Origin of the sequence: Pedobacter sp. MR22-3 (assembly GCF_026240075.1) — a bacterium.
Classification (GTDB): domain Bacteria; phylum Bacteroidota; class Bacteroidia; order Sphingobacteriales; family Sphingobacteriaceae; genus Pedobacter.
Window position 1 is genome coordinate 194601 of record NZ_JAPIVF010000001.1, and the last position, 22544, is coordinate 217144.

Below are 22544 nucleotides of genomic sequence, written 5' to 3' on the forward strand. Positions count from 1 at the left end.
GTTTATAATAATTTGATTAAAATTTCTTTCCATTCCTGATATACCGTTTCGTATTGTTCCGTATTTTTCGGGGTTAGGGTTTTAATGACCTGGTGTTGCTTAAAAGCATCTTCAGCACTATTAAAAATTCCGGCACCTATTCCTGCGCCTAATGCCGCACCAACACTTCCGTCATTTTCATATAATTCAACCGGGATACCGGTCACATCAACAAATGTCTGCGCAAATACCTCACTTAAAAATAAGTTGGCCCGGCCTGCCCGAATTACTTTTGGTTGCATCCCGTTTTCACGCAGGATATCTAAACCGTACCTGAAAGAAAAGGCAATGCCTTCCTGCACCGCGCGGAATATATCGGCCTGCTGATGAATGTTAAGATCAATACCCAGCAATTGTCCGCCTGTATATTTATTGTTCAGCATGCGTTCTGCCCCGTTTCCAAAAGGAATCACTTTTAAACCCTTACTGCCAATAGGCGAAGTTGCGGCCAGTGCATTCAATTCCGGATAGCTGGCATTTGGCGCAAAATTGTGTTTTGCCCACCGGTACATGCTGCCGGTTCCATTGATGCACAGCAACACGCCTGTATGTTTCTTTTCTTTGGTATAGGTGACATGGGCGAAGGTATTTACCCTTGATTCCTGATCGTAAGTTAACTGATCACTTACCCCATAAATAACGCCTGAGGTGCCTGCCGTTGCAGCAACTTCACCTGGCTTAAAAACATTCAGTGATAAGGCATTGTTAGGCTGATCACCTGATTTATATGATACCGGAATGCCGGCTGCAAGTCCAAGCAAAGCAGCGGTTTCATCAAGCAGTTTTCCATGGGATGAAAATAATGGCTTCACTTCCGGAATAAGACTTTCTTCAAATCCGTAATATTTCATTAAATCGCTGGAAATCTTATCATTCTGAAAATCCCAGAAAATCCCTTCTGATAAAGCCGGAATACTGGTAGTGATGCTTCCTGTTAATTTCATGGCAATAAAGTCGCCAGGCAACATGATCTTATCAATCTGCCCGAAAACCTCAGGCTCGTTTTCTTTCACCCAAGCCAGTTTAGAGGCCGTGAAATTGCCCGGAGAATTTAATAAATGTGATAAAGATTTTTCCCGACCAATGGCCTCGAAAGCACCGGCACCGATTTCAACAGCCCTGCTATCGCACCAGATGATACTGTCACGCAATACCTGTTGGGCTTTGTCTACCACGACTAAACCATGCATCTGGTAAGCAATGCCGATCGCCCTAATTTCTTTAGGATCAAAATCAGCTTTAGCATTCACTTTTAATATGGCTTGTTGTACATTTTCCCACCATTCTGCCGGCGATTGTTCTGCCCAACCGTTTCTAACAGATTTTATCGCTGTTTCCTCGTCAGGATATTGAGCTGTTGCCATACATTTTTGTGTGGCTGTCTCTACAACTGCAACTTTTATAGATGATGTACCAACATCAATACCTAATAAATACATTCGTTTATAATTGGATTTTTTTAATATTTGGTTATGCAAACGGTTGCATAAAGTTAATTGTAAAATTCTGAATCGCAAATTTTTTATCTTTTATAATGCTTTTTTTACCTGAAGCGACTGTTAGAGTTCACCTATTAAACCTTGATTTTAAATTTAAAAGATGAATAACACACCAAAGAAGCCAGTATTGCTGATAATTTATTACTTTAGTTACCATAAAATAAAAGTGATGCAACAAATATCCTGGGATGATTTTGAAAAGGTAGAACTCAGAGTCGGAACGATTATAGAAGCTTTAGAATTTCCAGAAGCCAGACGTCCCGCATATAAATTACGTGTAGACTTTGGCGAGTTTGGTATAAAAACCAGTAGCGCCCAAATTACCAAACACTATACCTTAACAGAATTAATTGGCAGGCAAATTATAGGTGTGGTTAATTTCCCAAAGAAACAAATCGGAAAATTTATGTCTGAATTCCTGGTTACAGGGTTTGCAGATGAAAATGGCGATATTGTATTATCTGCTGTGGAACGTAAAGTTCCCAATGGAAGCAAATTGGTATAAGTTGGCAAGGCAGATTTTATACTTTTCTTAAGCGGGAACCATTTTACATTCTATATTTCCCGCAGATCAAAGTGATGCACGCAGATTGCTAATGGCCTGAAACAAAACCCTACTTTAATCCGCGAGAGCACCGCAAATCAGCCGGAACCTTCTTACAATTTATATTTCTCGCAGATCAAAGTGATGCACGCAGATTCTTAATTACCTGAAACAAAACCTTACTTTTATCCGCGAGATCTCCGCTAATCAGCGGGAACCTTTTACAATTTATATTTCCTGCAGATCAAAGTGATGCACGCAGATTCTTAATTACCTGAAATATCTCAACATCTTCTTTTATCCGCGAGATCACCGCTAATCAGCGGGAACCTTTTTACAATTTATATTTCCCGCAGATCAAAGTGACGCACGCAGATTGCTAATGGCCTGAAACAAAACCCTACTTTAATCCGCGAGATCACCGCAAATCAGCCGGAACCTTTTTACAATTTATATTTCCCGCAGATCAAAGTGATGTACGCAGATTGCTAATGGACTGAAACAAAACCTTACTTTAATCCGCGAGATCACCGTAAATCAGCGGGAACCTTTTTACAATTTATATTTCCCGCAGATCAAAGTGATGCACGCAGATTCTTAATTACCTGAAACAAAACCTTACTTTAATCCGCGAGATCACCATAAATCAGCCGGAACCTTTTTACAATTTATATTTCCCGCAGATCAAAGTGATGCACGCAGATTGCTAATGGCCTGAAACAAAACCTTACTTTTATCCGCGAGACCTCCGCAAATCAGCGGGAACCTTTTTACATATTAAATCAGCCTTAAAGATTCTCTATATTTGTTTCATGAGTTTTTACAATTTCGATGACACTGATTCAGGTGAAGAAGATATCCATTACATGAAGCTGGCTTTAGAAGAGGCTAAAAAGGCATTGGCCGAAGATGAAATTCCCATTGGTGCTATTGTGGTGAGTAAAAACCGGATTATTGGACGGGGTTATAATTTAACAGAACGCTTTAACGATGTAACTGCACATGCCGAAATGCAGGCTTTCACTTCTGCAGCGCAAACCATTGGTGGTAAATATCTAAAAGATTGCACGTTATATGTAACGATTGAACCCTGTGTGATGTGTGCCGGGGCCAGTTACTGGACGCAAATCAGCAGGATTGTGTATGGTGCACGGGAAGAAAAACGAGGTTTTATTTCTAAGGGGTCAAACCTCCTTCATCCAAAAACAATTTTGAAAGGAGGCGTATTGGCAGATGAATGTTCCTTATTGATGAAAAATTTCTTTGCCAGAAAACGTTAATTATCAAATCTATTTTACGCATATTTTATTCTGATCAGGCTTTTACGAAAGTGAATACCATTTGATGATAATAACATGAACAAATCTTAACCTACGAATGTTATATTTGCTCAACAAACATTTTTAAATTTAAAACATAAAACTATGGCTTTTGAATTACCAGCGTTACATTACGCTACAGACGCATTAGAACCGCATATTGATAAAACTACCATGGAAATCCACCATGATAAACATCATCAGGCTTACGTAACGAACTTAAACAAAGCTGTTGAAGGCAAACCTGAAGCAAATTTAAGTATCGAAGAAATTGTTAAAAACATTTCAAAATATCCTGCTGCTGTTAGAAACAATGGCGGTGGTCATTATAATCACTCTTTGTTCTGGAACGTTTTAGGTCCGAACAAAGGTGGCGAGCCTACTGGCGATTTAGCTAAAGCGATTAATGAAACTTTTGGTTCATTTGCTGAATTAAAAACTAAATTACAGGAAGCTGGTGCAACCCGTTTTGGATCAGGCTGGGCCTGGTTATCTGTTGGTGCGGATAAAAAACTTCAGGTTTCATCTACACCAAACCAGGATAATCCTTTAATGGATGTTGCTGAAGTAAAAGGCACACCTATTTTCGGTATCGATGTTTGGGAACATGCGTACTACTTAAAATATCAGAATAAACGCCCGGATTACTTAGCTGCCATCTGGAACGCAGTAAACTGGGATGCTGTTGCAGAACTTTACAAAAAAGCATTGTAAGCAAATCCATTTAAATCAGAGAGAAAGTCCCGGCATTAAAATCGGGACTTTCTTGTTTTAAGATAATTACCTAACTTTACAGCTATTAAAACATTCAAAATGAAGCGGGTTATATTTTTACTCTTTATATTAGTTGGGATCAGTGGCTTGGTAAATGCACAACAAAATAAGGTTCCTACACCAGACGAGATTGCTAAAAAAAATGTAGATGATTTAGATAAAAGATTAAAACTAAACGATACGCAAAAAAGCGTTATTTATCGTTTTACCTTTAATCAGGCCAAGGAACAGGCAGATCTTATTAAAAGACAACAAGCTGGTAATTCACGTGAAGACGATGTAGACAAATTTTATAAACTGCAAAACGAAACCTCCAAAAATATCCGTAACGTATTAAAAGGTGAGCAACAAGCCGAATATGATAAGGTAATTGAAGAACGTTTGAGCGGTAAATCAGCTAAAGGAAAAAATAAGAAAAAGAAAAAGGGTGAAGAGGAAGAAGTAGAAGGTGATATTAAAGGATTGTTATCTGCACCTCCGCTTGAACAGCAAAAGCAATAATCCTACCGAGAAGTGTTCTAATTACGAGTATAGGCCTCCCTCTAATAATGTTGCTTCATCCAATGAAAAATTGGCTTCACAATGACGATTATTCGTAAGTTGAAAAGTTCAGAATTCTTCATTGAGGTTGAAATGATAGATGATAACAAGACGGGTCGTCATTGCGAGGAGGTACGACGAAGCAATCTTTCTTACTAAGAAGTCCCTATATTGATTCTTCTATACGATCAGTACAACCTAAATGTTCCTTAACAGCACTGAATATTAAATCCCCACAATATCCTTTTTTTTCTTTTGCTTCATGGTTTTAGGAATGATGGCTAAAATTTCCTCTTTTAAAGCATTCAGCATCCGCTTTTTGATAAAGTTTTTATGTGTAACCAAGCTGATCTCTCTCACTGGTTCAGGCGATTTGAAATGACGTATTTTCGCGGTTTGTTTCACACTTAACTCGGCAATAGCCAACTCAGGCAGCAAGGTTGCACCACCGTTTAAATCAACCATTCTGATCAATGTTTCTACGCTTCCTGTATTGTATTCCAAGCCCTGCATCCTGTTGTTTTTGGTAGACCGGCAAATATTTAAAACCTGGTTGCGCATACAATGGCCTTCGTTCAACAGCCAAATATTTTCCTCATTGAGGTCATCAGCATCAACTGCTTTCTTTTTATACAGCTTACTATTTTTACTAATATAACTTACAAAGTTCTCATAATAAAGAGGTGTCTCTGAAATATTCACATCAGTTAAGGGCGTAGCCAAAATACCACAATCCAAAACACCAGTTTTAAGGTGATGAATGATATCTTCAGTAGTATATTCCCAAATCAATAGTTTAAGATCAGGATATTTTTCCAGCATCGCTGAAATGACCTCAGGCAATAAATAAGGGGCTACGGTAGGAATTACCCCAATTTTAAGTTCTCCTAAAACATCTTGCTGCTGACTGCTGATCAATTCTTTCACCTTCCCACTCTCCTGCAAAATCACCCTGGCTTGTGCAATTACCTGAGCACCAATTTCTGTCGGAAAAACGGGTTGCTTACTGCGATCAAATATTTTAACACTTAACATTTCTTCCAGCTTTTGAACTTGCATACTTAGCGTGGGCTGCGTCACAAAACATTTTTCGGCAGCAGTGACAAAACTTCTGTAAGTATCAACAGCAACTATATATTCAAGCTGAACTAATGTCATATCATAGAAATTGATTTATTTATTCAAAGATATAAATTTTAACTATAGCGGGAAATGATTGATGGATGGAATGAATAAATGATAGCATGAAGAAATATTTAACTGATTGGTTTATGACAAATAGCTATACTCCATACCTTAACATGCTCTCATTTAAAATTCTTCATTTCAATTATTTTCTAATTTTTTAATCCCTGCTTTTAAAATCTTCGTATGCCAATGCAATTCCTTCCCGCAATTCAACCTGATGTTTCCAGCCTAAATCATGCAGTTTGGTCACATCCATCAGCTTTCTGGGTGTTCCATCAGGCTTGGTTGTATCAAAAACCAGTTCGCCTTCATAGTCTAAAACATCTTTGATCAGCAACGCCAAATCTTTGATCGTTAAATCATGACCTGTACCAATATTGATTAGATGAGGTTCATTGTATGTTTGCATCAGAAAGTAACAGGCATCAGCCAGGTCATCAGCAAACAAAAACTCCCGCATTGGCGACCCTGATCCCCAAACCACTACTTCTTTTGCATCATTTACTTTCGCTTCATGAATTTTCCGGATCAGCGCAGGTAAAACGTGTGAATTTTGCGGATGATAATTATCATGATAACCGTATAAATTAGTTGGCATAACGGAGATAAAATTAGCGCCATACTGATCACGGTATGCATCGCACATTTTGATACCGGCAATTTTTGCAATGGCATAAGGCTCGTTGGTTTCCTCTAAAGTTCCGGTGAGCAGATAATCTTCTTTTAAAGGCTGTGGTGCCAATTTGGGATAAATACAACTCGAGCCTAAAAACATTAGCTTTTTAACCTGATTAAGGTAAGCATGGTGGATAACATTATTTTGGATAGCTAAATTGTCATAAAGAAAATCTGCCCTGTAAGTATTATTCGCTACAATACCACCAACTTTCGCAGCAGCCAGAAAAACGTAATCAGGTTTTTCAACAGCAAAAAAATCGTTCACTGCTTGCTGGTTCCGGAGATCCAGTTCAGCTGAGGTCCTGGTGATGATGTTTGTATAACCTTCTTTAAGCAGTTTCCGGTGAATTGCCGACCCTACCATTCCACGATGCCCGGCTACATATATCTTATCGTTTTTTTCCACAGTAATTTTTATAGGCTGTAAAAATACAATTCCTGAATAAGAATGGCATTAATCTTTATGTCAAAACATATACGATATTGATTTAATTGTATTTTTGCAGAAAAATTAAACTTTTGGGTAAAGATAAACTTAGGCGTTTTGCGGAGATCGAAACCTTTGCAAACGTATATCAATTAGAAGAAGGCAAAGTATTAAAGGGAAATTGGGCAGCTCATCATTTCAAAAATGCCAATCCGGTGGTGCTCGAACTCGCTTGTGGTAAAGGCGAATATTCTGTAAACCTGGCCAGGTTATTCCCGGATAAAAATTTCATCGGTATCGATTATAAAGGTAACCGCATCTGGCGTGGTGCCAAAACCGCTATTGAAGAAAGCATTGATAACGTTGCATTTCTGAGAATACAGATCGAAAATATCCTCGAGTATTTTGCAGAAGGTGAAATTGATGAAATCTGGATTACTTTTCCTGATCCTCAGCCACAGGATAGCCGGGAAAAAAAACGACTCACCTTTCCCGCATTTTTGAACCGATATAAACAGGTCTTGAAACCAGGTGGATGTGTAAACCTGAAAACAGATAACGACCAGCTTTATGCCTACACTGTTGAAAAAACAACAGCGTTAGGTTTGATCGTGCACAAAAATACGGATCATCTGTACACTTCGGAGTTTGCTGATGATGTATTATCGATCAAAACTTATTACGAAAAGAAATACTTATTACACGATAAAAACATCAATTACATCCAATTTTCATTTGAGTAATGAACACCAACTTTTACGAGCAGGTATATGAAATTGTGCGACTGATTCCGAAAGGCAGGGTTACCTCTTATGGTGCCATCGCTAAAAGTTTAGGTGCAGCAAAATCATCGAGAATGGTTGGTCATGCGATGCGTTTTGCAGGTACCGCACACCCGAAAGTACCGGCACATCGTGTGGTAAACAGCAGTGGATTACTGACAGGAAAGTTTCATTTCGGAACACCGGAAATGATGGAAGAATTATTGGCCAAAGAGGGTATCCAGGTAAAAGGTGATAAGGTTTTAAATTTCAAACAGGTTTTCTGGAATCCGCTGGAAGAGATTACAGAATAACCGGCAAGCTTCTTTTATAATCTGTGATGGTAAAAATAATTAAAATCAAAAGACCTAAACAGGCATAAAACATTTCATCAACCACATTACCTTTAAACACAGTAAAGGCCAAAATAATTAAAGTGACGCTAACCACAAGTTCAAATAAACCATGAAGCTTTAGACTGATGATTTTAAAAATACCACCACTAAAATTGGTACAGATGGTTAAAAGAAATTGGACAATTCCGAGGGTATAAGATAATGTTGAACCGGTTTCAGAAAGACCAAAGAGATCTGGCGAAATCAGGAGCAACATCACCAGCATATAATCTAAAACGGCATGAAACTTAGGGGATATAATTTTCATATTCAATCATTTAATAAACAAACAATCGTCTCTTAAAAAAGATTTAAATTTTACAATATGGGAAAGTTAGTAGAAGAATTTAATGGCTATCGTGAAAAAATGAACGATAGAATCATGGAAACTGCAAATACAAACATCAAGCGTTTTTTTGCTTTAGATACCACTTCATATGCCGATGGTGCCTTAGATGTTAAAACAAAAGAAATGCTTGGTTTAGTTGCATCAATGGTTTTACGTTGCGATGATTGCATTAAATATCATTTAGGAAAATGTCATGATGCTGGTGTAAACAGTGAAGAAATGAATGAAATTTTTATGATCGCCAACCTGGTTGGTGGAAGCATCGTAATCCCGCATTACAGAAGAGCAGTGGAGTATTGGGATGAACTTTTAGAGGGTCCAAAGTCTTGAGTCATTAGTCAAAACCCGTTAGTTAAAACTATAAATTTAAAAAACAAATAATTATTCCTAATCGCTATATTAGATAAAAAAAATAGTATGGGAAAGTTTAGAGAGTTAATTGCCTATAAAAAAGGTTTTTGCTTGTTGATGGAGATTTATACATTAACTAAAGACTTTCCAAAAGCTGAACAATATAGCTTGGTTGATCAAATTAGGAGATCGTCTAGATCGGTTTGCAGCAGCATTGGCGAAGCCTATAAAAAAAGACGATATCCAAATCATTTCATCAGTAAACTAACTGATGCAGATATGGAAAATGGCGAAACGCAGGTTTGGCTCGATGTGGCTTTTGCTTGCAAGTACATCTCTGATGAAACATTTAAGCATTTAGATGACCAATGTGAGGAAATAAGTAAGTTATTAAACTACATGATAAACAACCCTGCTAAGTTTGCGTAAAATGACTCAAGACTTTAGACTCAAGACTCAGGACTTAACAACCCGCTGCACCTGGGCCGGCACTGATCCGCTATACATCAAATATCATGATGAAGAATGGGGTAAGCCTGTTTATGATGATCAAACTTTATTTGAATTTCTGATCCTGGAAGGTGCGCAGGCCGGCTTAAGCTGGATTACCATTCTTCGCAGAAGGGAAAATTACCGCAAAGCCTTTGCCAATTTTGACGTACAAAAAGTGGCCGCATTTAATGAGCAGGATGTTGAACGCCTCCTGAACGATCTGGGCATCATCAGAAACAAACTGAAGGTAAATGCTGCAATTTTAAACGCCAGACTGTTTATCGAAATTCAAAAAGAATTCGGAAGTTTCTACAATTATATCTGGGCTTATATTCCTGGTCAGAAAACCATTGAAAACAATATTCAGAAGATGAGCGATGTACCAGCCAGCACAGAAATCTCCGATCGGATGAGCAAGGATATGAAAAAACGTGGCTTTAAGTTTTTCGGTACCACCATTTGTTATGCTTTTATGCAGGCCACTGGTATGGTAAATGATCATTTAATGAATTGCTGTGCGCGATAATTAATGATTTTCAAACCTTATAGCCTGATAAATTTGTTGTATACTAACGTTGAAACCCCTGGTTATTTTAGCTTTCGTGCTATATCTTTAACCCATAGTTAATCTCGATCTTAAAATCATTCAATCCTGTAAGTCCTTGTTATTTCTTCACCTCATTATAGGCTTTTACCAACTCAATTACATCGCGAATATTATACTCAGCGCTATATTCGACTTTCTCTTTAAAACCCGGAGCATCGCCCAGCTTTTGCAGTAAAATGGTTCGCACAGCAGCACGCTTATTATCATCAGTAATGGCCTTAACCGATAGTTCCTGCAGCGGACCTGAACCCGGCTTTTCAATAAAGTATCTTACTACAGATGCACCGGCAGGCTTTTCTCGCCGGGCATTACCGCCACCACCTATGCTAATTCCTCCACCCATGCCCATGCCACCAAAACCTCCGGTTCCTGCCCCAATCCCCACAGACGGACGAAACCTAACTTTTCTATCCTTCGCTGCAGGCACCAGATCGCCCCCACCAAAAGAATATAAATTCACTGCCCCTAACTCCATTACTTTTACAAAGCGGTATTCAAAATTTTTACCGTTAGCAAAACCCTTACTTAGGAAAGCATTGCCGTTCCAGAAAAAATTCTTCACGTCCTTAGCTGGCAGAAAAACATCACTTTCATCATTGGCACTGATTAAAACAGAGAAATAATCTGTTCCTTTTATGGTACCACGAATCACATCGTCATTATTTTTTACGATGAAATCCTGGGCGAAAAGATGGGTTATTGAAAATAAGAAAAGAGATACAGCAAATAGAAACTTCATCATATGAATAGCCTTTATACAAATAACGTGAACTCAAACCTAAATCTTATTATTTAAACCATAAAGTTGCATTTTTTTTAATCCTTTGCATTCACTGGATTTTGTTGAAAAAGCATTTTAATGATTTGGCTAACTTTGGTTACTTTTACTCGAATAAGTAAACAATAAACCGGAGTAATCCTTTTTATCTGTGTAATCAATATTTTATGAAAAAACTCTTTCTTCTAGATGGAATGGCATTGATGTATCGGGCGCATTTTGCATTAAGTAAAAATCCCCGATTCACTTCTTCCGGAATTAATACATCTGCTGTTATGGGCTTTACCAATACACTGCTTGATGTTTTAAAGAAAGAAAAGCCAACCCATATGGCGGTGGTTTTTGATACAGATGCACCAACAGAAAGACATACATCCTTTGAAGCCTATAAAGCACAGCGCCAGGCCATGCCGGAGGATCTGGCGGCAGCCATGCCTTATGTAATCAAACTCATCACCGGCTTTAATATTCCGGTCATTACGTCTGATGGCTATGAAGCGGATGATATTATTGGTACCCTGGCAAAAAAAGCCGAGCAAAAAGGCTATCAGGTTTTCTGCATGACCCCGGATAAAGATTTTGCTCAGCTGGTATCTGAAAATATCTTTATTTATAAACCCGCCCGTATGGGTAACGACATGGAAATTCTGGGCGTTAAAGAGGTACTGGCCAAATGGGAAATTGAGAACGTACTCCAGGTGATTGATATTTTAGGATTATGGGGTGATGCTGTGGATAATATCCCTGGGATTCCGGGAATCGGCGAAAAAACCGCCAAGTCTTTAATCAAGACCTATGGATCTATGGAAAATATCATTGCCCACTCACACGAGCTTAAAGGTAAGCAACGTGAAAATGTAGAAAACTTTGCTGAACAGGGATTAATTTCAAAAAAGCTGGCCACTATTATTTTAGATGTCCCCGTAGAATTAGATGAAGCCAGTTTAGAAATCTGCGATCCTAGTCGTGATTTGCTCGAACCCCTTTTTACTGAACTTGAATTTAGAACTTTAGGTCGCCGTGTTTTTGGTGATGAATTTTCTGTAACCACTGCCAGGTTTGGAGAAGGCACACAGACAGACTTATTTGGCAATCAATCCGGAGAATCCATCCAATATACCAACACTTTAGAAGAGGAACCTGCAGAGAAGCTGCCAGCCAAAACGATAGAAAACACCGAACATGATTATCAGCTGGTGGATACGGCTGAAAAACGTGCTGATTTAATTAAACTTTTATTAGCAGAGCCTAAAATTTCTTTCGATACCGAAACCACCGGAACGGATGCCAACATTGCCGATCTTGTAGGTTTGTCATTCTCCATTAAACCCGGAACCGGATATTATATTCCGCTTTCTGCAGTCAGAGACGAAGCACAGGCCATTGTTGATGAGTTTCGGGTAGTTTTAGAAAATCCTGAAATTGAGAAAATCGGACAAAACACTAAATATGACATTCTGGTTCTGAAATGGTATGGTATAGAAGTTCAGGGGAAAATTTTTGATACCATGCTGGCCCACTACCTGATTGATCCGGATACGCGACATGGGATGGATATTTTAGCTGAAAATTACCTGGGTTATTCACCCATTTCTATTACCAAGCTGATTGGTCCAAAGGGAAAAAACCAAGGCACGATGCGTGATGTTCCGGTGGAAGACGTTGTAGATTATGCTGCTGAAGATGCTGATGTAACCTTGCAACTGGCTCAAATCTTTGAACCGAAATTGGTAGAGCTCAATGCCGCTAAACTTGCAGAAGAAATAGAAAATCCTTTGGTATATGTTCTTGCTGATATCGAAAAAGAAGGTGTTCGCATTGATATGGACACGCTTAAAGCTTATTCTGCCGAATTGGAAATTGAAATCCGCAAAGCAGAGCAAAGCGTTTATGAAAAAGCGGGCTTAACCTTCAATTTAGCCTCTCCAAAACAATTGGGCGAAGTTTTATTTGATAAACTACAGCTTGATCCTAAAGCTAAGAAAACAAAAACAGGACAGTACCAAACCGGCGAAGATGTACTCATGGCCCTGGCAAATAAGAGCGATATTGTAAAAGACATTTTAGATTTCAGGCAGTTACAAAAACTAAAATCTACTTATGTTGATGCACTACCATTAATGGTCAATCCAAAAACGGGCCGGGTGCATACTTCATACAATCAGGCTGTTGCCGCAACAGGCCGGTTAAGTTCTAACAACCCTAACCTTCAGAACATCCCTATCCGTACGGAAAGAGGAAGAGAGGTACGTAAGGCATTTATTGCCCGGGATGAGAACCATATCTTGCTGTCTGCGGATTATTCACAAATTGAATTAAGGATAATTGCCGAAATCAGTAAAGAAGAAAACATGCTGGATGCTTTTAACAACGGCATTGATATTCACACCGCCACAGCAGCAAAAGTATATGGCGTAAGTATTGAAGATGTAGATAGTACGCAGAGAAGAAATGCAAAGGCGGTTAACTTCGGTATTATTTACGGCCAATCTGCTTTTGGTTTATCGCAAAACCTGGGCATACCGCGTAAAGAGGCTGCTGATATCATTGAACAATACTTCACCCAGTATCCGGGCATTAAGCGATATATGAGCGATACCATGAACTTTGCCAGGGAAAATGGTTTTGTAGAGACGATTATGGGTAGAAGACGGTATTTAAGAGACATTAACTCAGCCAATCAAACAGTACGTGGTTTTGCAGAACGAAATGCTATTAACGCACCTATCCAAGGTTCGGCAGCAGATATGATCAAAATTGCGATGATCAACATTCATCGCGAAATGAAAGCACAAAATCTGCAGTCAACCATGACCATGCAGGTACATGATGAGCTCGTGTTTGATGTAGTTAAATCTGAAAAAGAAGTGATGAAATCTATTATCCAGGATAAGATGGCCAATGCCATTAAGTTAACCGTTCCAATTGTAGTAGAAATTGGTGAAGGAGATAACTGGTTGGCCGCTCATTAAACTAAATAGTCATCTTCATTAAAACTTCATTACGATTAATCAATTTTACATCAACAAATAAACGAGTAAAACAAAAAAATAAAGAATTATGAAAAAGTTATTAAGTTTAATCGCAATCGCAGCATTTGGTTTATCTACAGCATTTGCTCAAACACCTGCAACAACTCCGGCTAAAGCTAAAACTGTTGTTAAAAAAGAAGTAAAAACTACAACAGCTCCTGCAAAAGCAGCTGCAAAACAAGAAACTAAAAAAGTAGAGACAAAAACAACAACTGCAACTTCTAAAGTTAAAGCTGATGGTACTCCGGATAAACGTTTTAAAGAAAATAAAACTAAATCAGTAACTAAAGTTGATGTAAAAACTAAAAAAGACGGTACACCAGATATGCGCTATAAAGCAAATAAAACTGCTGCTAAAAAAAATTAGGTTAGTATGATGATTGAAAAAGGGTTCTGACGAAAGTTAGAACCCTTTTTTATTATCCTCTTTCTGGTATACTTACCCCTCAGAAATCATATAACAAATCAGCTATAAACTGATGGTTTCACCAATCTTTGGAAGTAATAGCGTTTTGTCCTCGCGCTTAAATTTGGCTATCGCATCTTCTTCATTGATACTAATCGGAGGAAAAGTATTATAATGTACACCTATTATCTGATCACAATTGATGTATTTAGCTGCGATAACAGCATCGTCTACATCCATCGTATAGTGACCACCGATAGGTAAAATGGCATAATCAAGGTGATGCAGTTCAGCCAGTAACTTCATTTCTGAGGTTAAAGCCGTATCGCCGGCAAAATAAATTTGCTTACCCTCTAATCCCAGCACAAAACCCGCCGGATTTCCGCCATAGCTTCCATCAGGATTTGAACTGCTGTGAACAGCCCATACGGTACGCAATTTACCAAAAGGCATTGTTTGTGTCCCAAAATTAATGTCGGTAACCTTTTCAACACCTTGTTCCTTTATCCATTTGGCTACCTCTACCACTGCAATAACCTGTGCATCGGTTTGCTTAGCCAATTCCACTAAGTCAGCCACATGGTCACCGTGCCCATGACTAACCAAAATATAATCGGCTTCAATTTTAGAGATATCTACATCTTTAGCCAGTGGGTTTGATTTAATAAATGGATCAAAGAGAAATTTTTTGCCATCTGCTTCAATTAAAAAGCAAGACTGACCATAATATGTATATTTCATATATCGGAGATTTAATTATTGTATACCTGGTAATGAACTTATAGCTTCACCACCCAGTTAGGACTTTAAAATTAATTACTGTCCAAACATGCCACCTAAACCACCCAGCATGTCTTGTGCCGAGGCCTGCATTTCTGTAGCACTTACTTCTTCAGCATTCGCCAGGGCTTTATTGATGGCAGTTAACAGCAATTCTTCCAACGCCTCCTTATCTGTATTTTTTAAAAATTCATCATCAATAGCAACACCGGTAATGGCTTTATTGGCTGTTGCTGTAATCTTGATGGCTCCATTTTCGACTTCACCAAATACAGAAATGGTATCTAAACGTTTTTTAATTTCCTCAGCTTTTTGTTGCGCTGCAAATAATTTATCGAACATATTTATTGTTTTTATAGTAAACGAAACTCGGCTGGATTGGTTTTCAAATGAAGCGTGTAAAAGCATTAATTTACACGCTAATACTTTTCTGCTATTTTTTAAATTCTTCCCAGAATAGTATTGAGTTCATCAAGAAAGCGATCAATTTTTTTAGTACCCATAAAACTCTTTAAAGACATTACACGCATTTTATCTTTACCAGGCAGGTAAATTTCGGCATTAACCTCTGTGCCCGAATAAATCAGGTTTGTGGTTTTTCTAACAATCTGAAAACGAATAATATCATCAAAAGCATATTCTTTCACCTTACGTCCGCCAAAAGTAGCATGGATTAATTTTCGCTGGTGTTTATCAAATTTTACACTTGAAAATACCATGTAGAATAACACCAGACCAATTATAAGCGGGAAATAAGTCACCAGAATCCTTTTAAAGTCATTTTCTCCAGCCATAAAATCTGGTTGAAGTAAGATGGCAACCGTAATCCCTATCATAATTAGACCAACAATCACTCCTCCAATTTTCTGCTGTTTTAATTGGTAAATGCCGCCTTCTTCTTTAAAGAATTCAAAGTCATAAATCGCCTGTTTCGGAATTACCGGTGCGTTGGCAAAAACAAGTTCATCAATTTTTGGTAAAACCTCATTCTGATACTGAATTAGGTTAGCATCGGTAACCTTACTATACCCGTTAGATACTGGCAGCCCTTTCCCATGCCTGTTACTTTTTTTAAATAAGCGATAACTGTATCCGCCACCATAAACTTCATATGAGTCAACAGCGGCAATATCATCAAAAGAAATAGAGCCAACTGGTAAAAAACCAATCTTCCGATATAATGTTCTGTCCGTTCCATTAAAGATTAATTTTGATTCTGCCATCCAAACTAAGAGTAACGGAACCATTAACAGTACCCCACAATAAATTATGGCAGTGCTTTGAGAATAGCCGCTCATCTGAGTAGAAAGATAGTAAACAAGCCCTAAAAAGAGAATAAAAAAAACCAATCCAACTATCCGTAAATTACGTTTCGGATAAATGGTGAGCGTATTTGGCTCAATAATCCATTTTGTCTTTGCCATAAAAATTAATCTTCATCTGAGCCTGGTAAGCTCCCGTTTCCATGATAAGCACCTTTACGGATAATTGGCATATTCAAGTGTTTGTATAAATCATCCAGATGCATTAAACTTCCGTTAGTTAAATTTCCCAAAAATATAACGATGATGTTTTTATCTAAATCACGCACATAGATGTGCCTGAAACCATGCCACCATCCGGTATGGTATACCACCTTGTCCATCTTTTCACCATCAAACATTCTCCATCCATAGCCATAGTTAAAGTGGCCATTTACAGGCTTATTACGCCCAACGTATGAAGAATCGCTACTTTTTTTGGTAATTAGTCGTCCGTTTTTAAGATACTTATCAAATAAAACCAAATCATGTAACGTACTGTAAATTCCTTTATCTCCAACTGGGCCATCTAAAAAATTCTGTGCAACAGAGTACTTCCAGGTACGATCATGCCCTACCACGTCAACCGGAATTTTTTCATATTCGGTGGTGCTGTATACATGCGTATGTTTCAAGCCTGCAGGTTTAAAAATATGCTCCATCATGTATTGCGAGTAGCGCTGTCCTGTAACCTTTTCAATGATCGCTCCCAAAACCATAAAATTGGAATTGTTGTAATGGAAACGATTATCTGGTTTGGTATAGGGATTTGGTTTGCGCTCAGCAATTACATTCATCACTTCCTGGTTGGTCACGCCCTTTTTCATCGGACGCTTTTCCTTCCTCCAGATATCATCAATGAAATAAACATAATTCATCATGCCGCTACGGTGACTCAGAAGCAATTTTATAGTAATGCCATCATATGGAAAGTTTGGAAAAAACTTCTTTACATTATCATTTAACGACAATTTACCGGCCTCAACCAACTGCATAATGGCAGTTCCGGTAAAGGTTTTGGTAATAGAGGCCAGTTCAAACTCTGAATTGATCTTTAAGCTGTCGCGATGCAGATAATCTGCCCAGCCAATTGCTTTTTCATATAGAATTTTGCCATCCTTCGCAACGAGCATATTTCCATTAAACCCATACTTTTTATGCAGGTTCTGTACAAAATCAGCGATCCACTTATCACCTTTCGCCGGATCGTATGCAATTAAAATACTGTCCGCCTTATCATCTTCTTTTACGCGGATTTTGGCGTCAGCAGCCTTTTTCTCTTCTGATTTTTTGCTGTTGCATGCGGTTAATAAAGTGACAGAGAGGGCTAATACTGAACAGATATATCTAAAATTCATTTATGTAAAAAAAGAGGGATTTAAAACCCGAAAATTAAAGAATTTTAGACGTTTAATCAGAAAGAGTTTTAAACATTTGCGCATTTTTGATGATACCAGCATTCGAACAAATGTCCTTTGCTTCCATAAACCGGATCATTATCCGGATTCTTAACTTTTGCAATCTCTTCATCTGCCTCCGGACGCTCCTCGGCTTTGCCATACCTAATATTGTATGCGGCTCCGTTTGGATAAGCACCAACTACCGTAAAGTCTTCACTGGCACTTAATTTCATGTGTGCAACACCTGCAGGAATTACCACAACATCGCCTTTATCCAATTCAATACAAACGCCGTGTTCACCACCAAACTGTACTTCGGCTTTGCCACAGAATACCCCCATTACCTCATGCGTATTGCTATGATAATGTGGATAATCAAAAATCCCATCCACCCAGGCATTAGAATATCCGTTTTGGGCAAACACTTTTTTAATCACTTCTTCAGTTTCATCAGGATGAATCAGGAAAGCACCCTTATAAATCATTAAAGGTAATTTTTGATTATTGGGGAAATTTCCGTTTTCTGCTATTGTATGTGATACAAGATAAGCTTCCTGTATTAATTTTTCTTTATTCATGATTGTGGTATTTCCATAATTAACAAAGTAATGCAGAAAGGGTTTAGGATTTGTTTTCAAAATTGCCTGCAGTCATGGAGGTTTAGTTGTTGAATATGCTGGATGACGCATGAAGGCTTATTTCATCGGTGAGATCTGCGCAATCAGTAGGAACGATTAAACGCATTTTTTTATTCCCGCAGATCAAAGATGATTAACACAGATTTTCAATATAACGCCTTAATACATCCTCAAGGTCTTATATCTGAGAGATTCCCGCAAATCAGCGGGAACCATTTAAACGTATTTTTACTCCCGCAGATCAAAGATGATTAACGCTGATTTTCAATATAGCGCTTAATACAACCTCAAAGTCTTATATCTGAGAGATTCCCGCAAATCAGCGGGAACCATTTAAACGCATTTTTTTATTCCCGCAGATCAAAGATGATTAACGCAGATTTTTAATATAGCGCTTAATACATCCTCAAAGTCTTATATCTGCGAAATCCCCGCATATCAGCGGGTACCATTTAAACACCTTTTTTTCTCCCGCAGATCAAAGATGATTAACGCTGATTTTTAATATAACGCTTTACATCCTCAAAGTCTTATATCTGCGAAATCCCCGCATATCAGCGGGTATCATTTAAACACCTTTTTTTCTCCCGCAGATCAAAGATGATTAACGCAGATTTTTAATATAGCACTTAATACATCCTCAAAGTCTTATATCTGCGAGATCTGTGCAAATCAGCGGGAACCATTTAAACGCATTTTTTACTCCGCAGATCAAAGATGATTAATGCCGATTTTCAATATAACGCTTTACATCCTCGAAGTCCTATATCTGCGAGATCTGTGCATATCAGCGGGAACCATTTAAACACATTTTTACTCCCGCAGATCAAAGATTTACATAGATTTTAATTAAATTCTTATATTAGACTATTCATCCCATTCTTAACATCAAAACAATTTAACAATGGATGAAAATGATATTTCTTATCTGGTACGTGGTGCTATCTTTAAAACATATCATACACTTGGTCCAGGCTTATTGGAATCTGCCTATGAAGCGATATTAATTTATTTGCTAACTGAAGATGGCTTAAGTGTCAGGAGGCAAGTTCCTTTACCAATCATCTTTAATAAGATAAAACTTAAAACAGGATATAGGGTAGATTTACTTGTCAATAACTTAGTAATTATTGAAATAAAATCTAATGAAATGCTTGCTCCTGTTCATCATAAACAAGTATTAACCTATTTAAAATTATCAGGTATTAAGCTTGGCTTGCTGGTCAATTTCAATACGTCGAATATAGCTGCATCAATCCATCGCAAAGTGAATGGATTGTAAAAAACTTCTGCGCAGTTAAATTATATGTGTAATGAATATCTAAGGGATGTCTGAAATTGCTGGACATATTGCAAAATTCAAAACTCAAAAAAGCCACTCCTATTCAGGAATGGCTTGATGTATATTTCTCAGTCCGAAAACTGAAACTTGTAATTTGTTAACTGATTAAGCTAATAACCTGATTGGTTCTTCAAGTAATCCTTTCAAGGTTTGCAGGAACTGTGCTCCGGTTGCACCATCAACGACACGGTGATCGCAACCTAAAGTCAACTTCATAACGTTACCTGGAACAACAGCACCGTTTTTAACAACAGGAACCTGTTGTATAGCACCTACTGATAAAATTGCACCATCAGGAGAGTTGATAATTGAAGTAAACTCATCAATACCAAACATACCTAAGTTAGATACGGTGAAAGTAGAACCTTCCCAATCTGCTGGTTGTAATTTTTTAGCTTTTGCTTTACCACCGAAGTCTTTCACTTCTGCAGAAATATGTGATAATGATTTCCCATCAGCAAAACGTACTACAGGAACCAATAAACCATCTTCAACAGCCATCGCTACACCAATGTTGGTATGTTCATTGAAACGGATTTTATCTCCACCCCATGATGAGTTAACAGCAGGGTGTTTCTTCAATGCAACTGCAACCGCTTTAATTACGATATCATTGAATGAAACTTTAACTGAGGCAACAGCATTAATTGCCGTACGGGCTGCCATTGCATTATCCATATCAATACTTACGGTTAAGTAAAAATGAGGAGCAGTAAATAAACTTTCAGCTAAACGTTTGGCAATTACTTTACGCATTTGCGAAACCGGCTGTTCAGTGTATTTAACTTCGCCAACATAAGTAGGAATTACCGGAGCTGCGGCCGCTGCTTTCGGTTGTTCGCTGCTTTCTGCTTTTGGCTTCCCGCTTTCAGCTGGTGCTACTGGCTTATAGTTTTCAATATCTTTTTTAATGATTCGACCACCTTCTGCACTACCAGAAACCTGCGATAAATCAATTCCTTTATCTTTGGCAATTTTCTTAGCCAGAGGCGATGCTTTTACACGACTATCAGAAGAACCTTCTGCAACAGGAGTTGAAGTGGCGTCAGCGGCTGTTGTTTGCTTCTCTTCTTTCGGTGCTTCGGTTTTTTCTTCGCTTTCTGCTTTAGGCTTTGCGTTTTGATCTCCACCAGCCAAGATACTACTTACATCCGTTCCTTCAGGACCAACAATAGCTATAATTCCATTTACCTTAGCTGCTGAACCTTTCTCCACACCAATGTGCAATAAAGTCCCGGTTGCATAACCCATCACTTCCATAGTTGCCTTATCGGTTTCTACATCAGCTAAAACATCATCGTCCTTAACTTTATCGCCCACTTTTTTATGCCATTCAGCAATTACGCCTTCAGTCATGGTATCACTTAGCAAAGGCATCCGAATTACGGTAACACCTTTTTCTGCCAGTTCTTCCTCGCTTAAACCACCACCTTGCGCAGGAGCAGTTTCTTCTTTTTTATCATCAGCCTTAGGCACGTCATCTTTACTTTCAGACTTCGGACTTGCCGACTCCTGACTTCCAGACTGTTCTGCTTCTAAAGCTGCTTTGTAATCTTCACCTTCTTTACCAATAACGGCCATAACAGCATCAACAGGCACAGCGGTTCCTTCTTCTACACCGATGTATAAAAGCGTACCATCCCAGTAAGATTCCATATCCATTGTTGCCTTGTCAGTTTCTACTTCTGCCAAAACATCTCCGCTTTTCACTTTATCGCCCACTTTTTTATGCCACTTCGCCAAAACCCCTTCGGTCATGGTGTCGCTCATTTTGGGCATTTTAATTACCTCAGCCATTACATCTAATTAATTGAAATCTTTAAAATATTAGTCCATTACATAAGGATAGTTTTCTGTCATATACACATCTTTGTATAATTCAGAAACTTCCGGCCACGGAGACTCTTCAGCAAATTTAACTGCCTGGTCTACTGTTGCTTTAACTTTAGCTTCTACTTCTTCAATCCAGGCCTCATCGGCATATTTTTCTTTCAGGATTGTTTCTCTCGCCAATTCAACCGGATCTTTAGCCTTATAATCTTCTAATTCTTCTTTAGTACGATATTTAGCCGGATCAGACATGGAGTGTCCACGGTAACGGTAAGTTCTCATTTCCAGGAAGGTTGGTCCTTCACCTTTACGGGCGCGCTGAATAGCTTCATCCATTGCATTATGAACAGCAACAGGGTCCATACCATCAACAGGTGCGCATGGCATGTCAAAACCTAAACCAATTTTATAAATATCAGTCATGTTGGTGGTACGCTGTACCGAAGTACCCATGGCATAACCATTGTTTTCACAAACAAAAATTACCGGTAATTTCCACAACATGGCCATGTTAAATGTTTCGTTTAATGCACCCTGACGTACTGCGCCATCGCCCATATAACAAATATTAACATTATCTGTTCCTTTATATTTTTCTGCAAAAGCAACACCAGCGCCTAATGGAATCTGACCTCCAACAATTGCGTGTCCACCATAAAAATTATGTTCTTTGCTAAACATGTGCATTGAACCACCTTTACCTTTAGAGCAACCTGTAGCCTTACCATACATTTCTGCCATGATGCTGTCGGCACTTACACCTAAAGCTAAAGCATGAGCGTGATCGCGATAAGTAGTAATCATCGAATCACCTTTTTGCATTGCAGATATTGCACCTGCTACAACAGCTTCTTGTCCAATGTATAAATGACAAAAGCCACGTATTTTTTGTTGTCCGTATAACTGGCCAGTTTTCTCTTCGAATTTGCGCATCAGCAACATCGACTCAAACCACTTTAACCAGGTATCTTTATTTATTTCTACTGCACTCATTTTAGGGTATTTGTTTTTTTGCGACAGCAAATCTAATTTTTTTATTATAATTTTTGGCACTTTCTAATGTAAAAACATCAT

Annotated in this window: 24 protein-coding genes; 12 read left to right on the forward strand and 12 right to left on the reverse strand. The window is 38.3% G+C overall.

Going from position 1 to position 22544, the window contains the following annotated elements; translation table 11 throughout:
* Positions 1-2: 2 nt before the first annotated feature.
* Positions 3-1478, reverse strand: coding sequence for a xylulokinase (locus OQ267_RS00840; RefSeq protein ID WP_265834552.1), 1476 nt, complete (start codon positions 1476-1478; stop codon positions 3-5).
* A 229-nt stretch (positions 1479-1707) separates the two neighbouring features.
* Here OQ267_RS00840 and OQ267_RS00845 point away from each other — a divergent pair, with 229 nt between their 5' ends.
* The 4 genes from OQ267_RS00845 (at position 1708) to OQ267_RS00860 (ending at position 4676) form a co-directional block, all read left to right on the forward strand.
* A complete protein-coding gene (locus OQ267_RS00845; RefSeq protein ID WP_265834963.1) occupies positions 1708-2043 on the forward strand; it encodes a tRNA-binding protein in 336 nt (111 codons plus the stop codon).
* 851 nt (positions 2044-2894) lie between these two features.
* Positions 2895-3362: a nucleoside deaminase gene (locus OQ267_RS00850; RefSeq protein ID WP_088299684.1), complete on the forward strand. Its 468-nt coding sequence runs from the start codon at positions 2895-2897 to the stop codon at positions 3360-3362.
* 144 nt (positions 3363-3506) lie between these two features.
* Positions 3507-4115, forward strand: a complete 609-nt coding sequence (locus tag OQ267_RS00855) for a superoxide dismutase (protein WP_154279497.1) — start codon at positions 3507-3509, stop codon at positions 4113-4115.
* Between the two features lie 99 nt (positions 4116-4214).
* Positions 4215-4676, forward strand: coding sequence for a hypothetical protein (locus OQ267_RS00860; protein WP_265834553.1), 462 nt, complete (start codon positions 4215-4217; stop codon positions 4674-4676).
* A gap of 264 nt (positions 4677-4940) precedes the next feature.
* On the opposite strand, the gene OQ267_RS00865 is transcribed toward OQ267_RS00860, so the two are convergent.
* Entirely contained in the window at positions 4941-5873 is a 933-nt protein-coding gene (locus OQ267_RS00865) for a hydrogen peroxide-inducible genes activator (protein WP_265834554.1), read from the reverse strand.
* A 187-nt stretch (positions 5874-6060) separates the two neighbouring features.
* Positions 6061-6987 carry a GDP-L-fucose synthase gene (gene fcl / locus OQ267_RS00870; RefSeq protein ID WP_265834555.1) on the reverse strand — a complete coding sequence of 309 codons (927 nt, stop codon included), beginning with the start codon at positions 6985-6987 and terminating at the stop codon, positions 6061-6063.
* A gap of 113 nt (positions 6988-7100) precedes the next feature.
* Between fcl and trmB the strand changes: the two genes are divergently transcribed.
* Both trmB and OQ267_RS00880 read left to right on the forward strand, forming a co-directional pair.
* Positions 7101-7751: a tRNA (guanosine(46)-N7)-methyltransferase TrmB gene (gene trmB / locus OQ267_RS00875; RefSeq protein ID WP_265834556.1), complete on the forward strand. Its 651-nt coding sequence runs from the start codon at positions 7101-7103 to the stop codon at positions 7749-7751.
* Positions 7751-8083: an MGMT family protein gene (locus OQ267_RS00880; RefSeq protein WP_265834557.1), complete on the forward strand. Its 333-nt coding sequence runs from the start codon at positions 7751-7753 to the stop codon at positions 8081-8083. Before trmB ends, OQ267_RS00880 begins: the two co-directional genes overlap by 1 nt.
* Here the strand turns inward: OQ267_RS00880 and OQ267_RS00885 are convergent.
* On the reverse strand, positions 8073-8432 hold the full coding sequence (locus OQ267_RS00885) for a hypothetical protein (protein WP_265834558.1): 360 nt from the start codon (positions 8430-8432) through the stop codon (positions 8073-8075). The two genes, OQ267_RS00880 and OQ267_RS00885, sit on opposite strands and share 11 nt — an antisense overlap.
* Before the next feature lie 57 nt (positions 8433-8489).
* Between OQ267_RS00885 and OQ267_RS00890 the strand changes: the two genes are divergently transcribed.
* From OQ267_RS00890 to OQ267_RS00900, 3 genes are all read left to right on the forward strand, one after another.
* A complete protein-coding gene (locus tag OQ267_RS00890) occupies positions 8490-8843 on the forward strand; it encodes a carboxymuconolactone decarboxylase family protein (RefSeq protein ID WP_265834559.1) in 354 nt (117 codons plus the stop codon).
* 87 nt (positions 8844-8930) lie between these two features.
* Entirely contained in the window at positions 8931-9293 is a 363-nt protein-coding gene (locus tag OQ267_RS00895) for a four helix bundle protein (RefSeq protein WP_265834560.1), read from the forward strand.
* A gap of 1 nt (position 9294) precedes the next feature.
* Positions 9295-9882: a DNA-3-methyladenine glycosylase I gene (locus OQ267_RS00900; protein ID WP_265834561.1), complete on the forward strand. Its 588-nt coding sequence runs from the start codon at positions 9295-9297 to the stop codon at positions 9880-9882.
* A gap of 139 nt (positions 9883-10021) precedes the next feature.
* Here OQ267_RS00900 and OQ267_RS00905 read toward each other — a convergent pair whose 3' ends face one another.
* Positions 10022-10705 (reverse strand): hypothetical protein, encoded by a 684-nt coding sequence (locus tag OQ267_RS00905; RefSeq protein ID WP_265834562.1) that lies wholly within the window; start codon positions 10703-10705, stop codon positions 10022-10024.
* A gap of 203 nt (positions 10706-10908) precedes the next feature.
* On the opposite strand from OQ267_RS00905, the gene polA reads away from it, so the two are divergent.
* Both polA and OQ267_RS00915 read left to right on the forward strand, forming a co-directional pair.
* Entirely contained in the window at positions 10909-13713 is a 2805-nt protein-coding gene (gene polA, locus OQ267_RS00910; protein WP_265834563.1) for a DNA polymerase I, read from the forward strand.
* An 88-nt stretch (positions 13714-13801) separates the two neighbouring features.
* Complete coding sequence (locus OQ267_RS00915) at positions 13802-14140, forward strand: hypothetical protein (RefSeq protein ID WP_088299697.1); 339 nt, start codon at positions 13802-13804, stop codon at positions 14138-14140.
* Positions 14141-14242: 102 nt separating this feature from the next.
* Here the strand turns inward: OQ267_RS00915 and OQ267_RS00920 are convergent, their stop codons facing one another.
* The 5 genes from OQ267_RS00920 to OQ267_RS00940 form a co-directional block, all read right to left on the reverse strand.
* On the reverse strand, positions 14243-14920 hold the full coding sequence (locus OQ267_RS00920; protein WP_265834564.1) for a metal-dependent hydrolase: 678 nt from the start codon (positions 14918-14920) through the stop codon (positions 14243-14245).
* A 75-nt stretch (positions 14921-14995) separates the two neighbouring features.
* Positions 14996-15301 carry a YbaB/EbfC family nucleoid-associated protein gene (locus OQ267_RS00925; protein WP_088299699.1) on the reverse strand — a complete coding sequence of 102 codons (306 nt, stop codon included), beginning with the start codon at positions 15299-15301 and terminating at the stop codon, positions 14996-14998.
* Between the two features lie 98 nt (positions 15302-15399).
* Positions 15400-16383: a hypothetical protein gene (locus OQ267_RS00930; protein ID WP_265834565.1), complete on the reverse strand. Its 984-nt coding sequence runs from the start codon at positions 16381-16383 to the stop codon at positions 15400-15402.
* 5 nt (positions 16384-16388) lie between these two features.
* Complete coding sequence (locus tag OQ267_RS00935) at positions 16389-17618, reverse strand: serine hydrolase domain-containing protein (protein ID WP_265834566.1); 1230 nt, start codon at positions 17616-17618, stop codon at positions 16389-16391.
* A gap of 68 nt (positions 17619-17686) precedes the next feature.
* Positions 17687-18238 carry a cupin domain-containing protein gene (locus OQ267_RS00940; RefSeq protein ID WP_265834567.1) on the reverse strand — a complete coding sequence of 184 codons (552 nt, stop codon included), beginning with the start codon at positions 18236-18238 and terminating at the stop codon, positions 17687-17689.
* Between the two features lie 964 nt (positions 18239-19202).
* Between OQ267_RS00940 and OQ267_RS00945 the strand changes: the two genes are divergently transcribed.
* Positions 19203-19580, forward strand: coding sequence for a GxxExxY protein (locus tag OQ267_RS00945; RefSeq protein WP_265834568.1), 378 nt, complete (start codon positions 19203-19205; stop codon positions 19578-19580).
* Between the two features lie 165 nt (positions 19581-19745).
* Here OQ267_RS00945 and OQ267_RS00950 read toward each other — a convergent pair whose 3' ends face one another.
* Both OQ267_RS00950 and pdhA read right to left on the reverse strand, forming a co-directional pair.
* Positions 19746-21437: a pyruvate dehydrogenase complex dihydrolipoamide acetyltransferase gene (locus OQ267_RS00950; protein ID WP_265834569.1), complete on the reverse strand. Its 1692-nt coding sequence runs from the start codon at positions 21435-21437 to the stop codon at positions 19746-19748.
* A gap of 30 nt (positions 21438-21467) precedes the next feature.
* Positions 21468-22463: a pyruvate dehydrogenase (acetyl-transferring) E1 component subunit alpha gene (gene pdhA, locus OQ267_RS00955; RefSeq protein WP_088299705.1), complete on the reverse strand. Its 996-nt coding sequence runs from the start codon at positions 22461-22463 to the stop codon at positions 21468-21470.
* Positions 22464-22544: the final 81 nt, after the last annotated feature.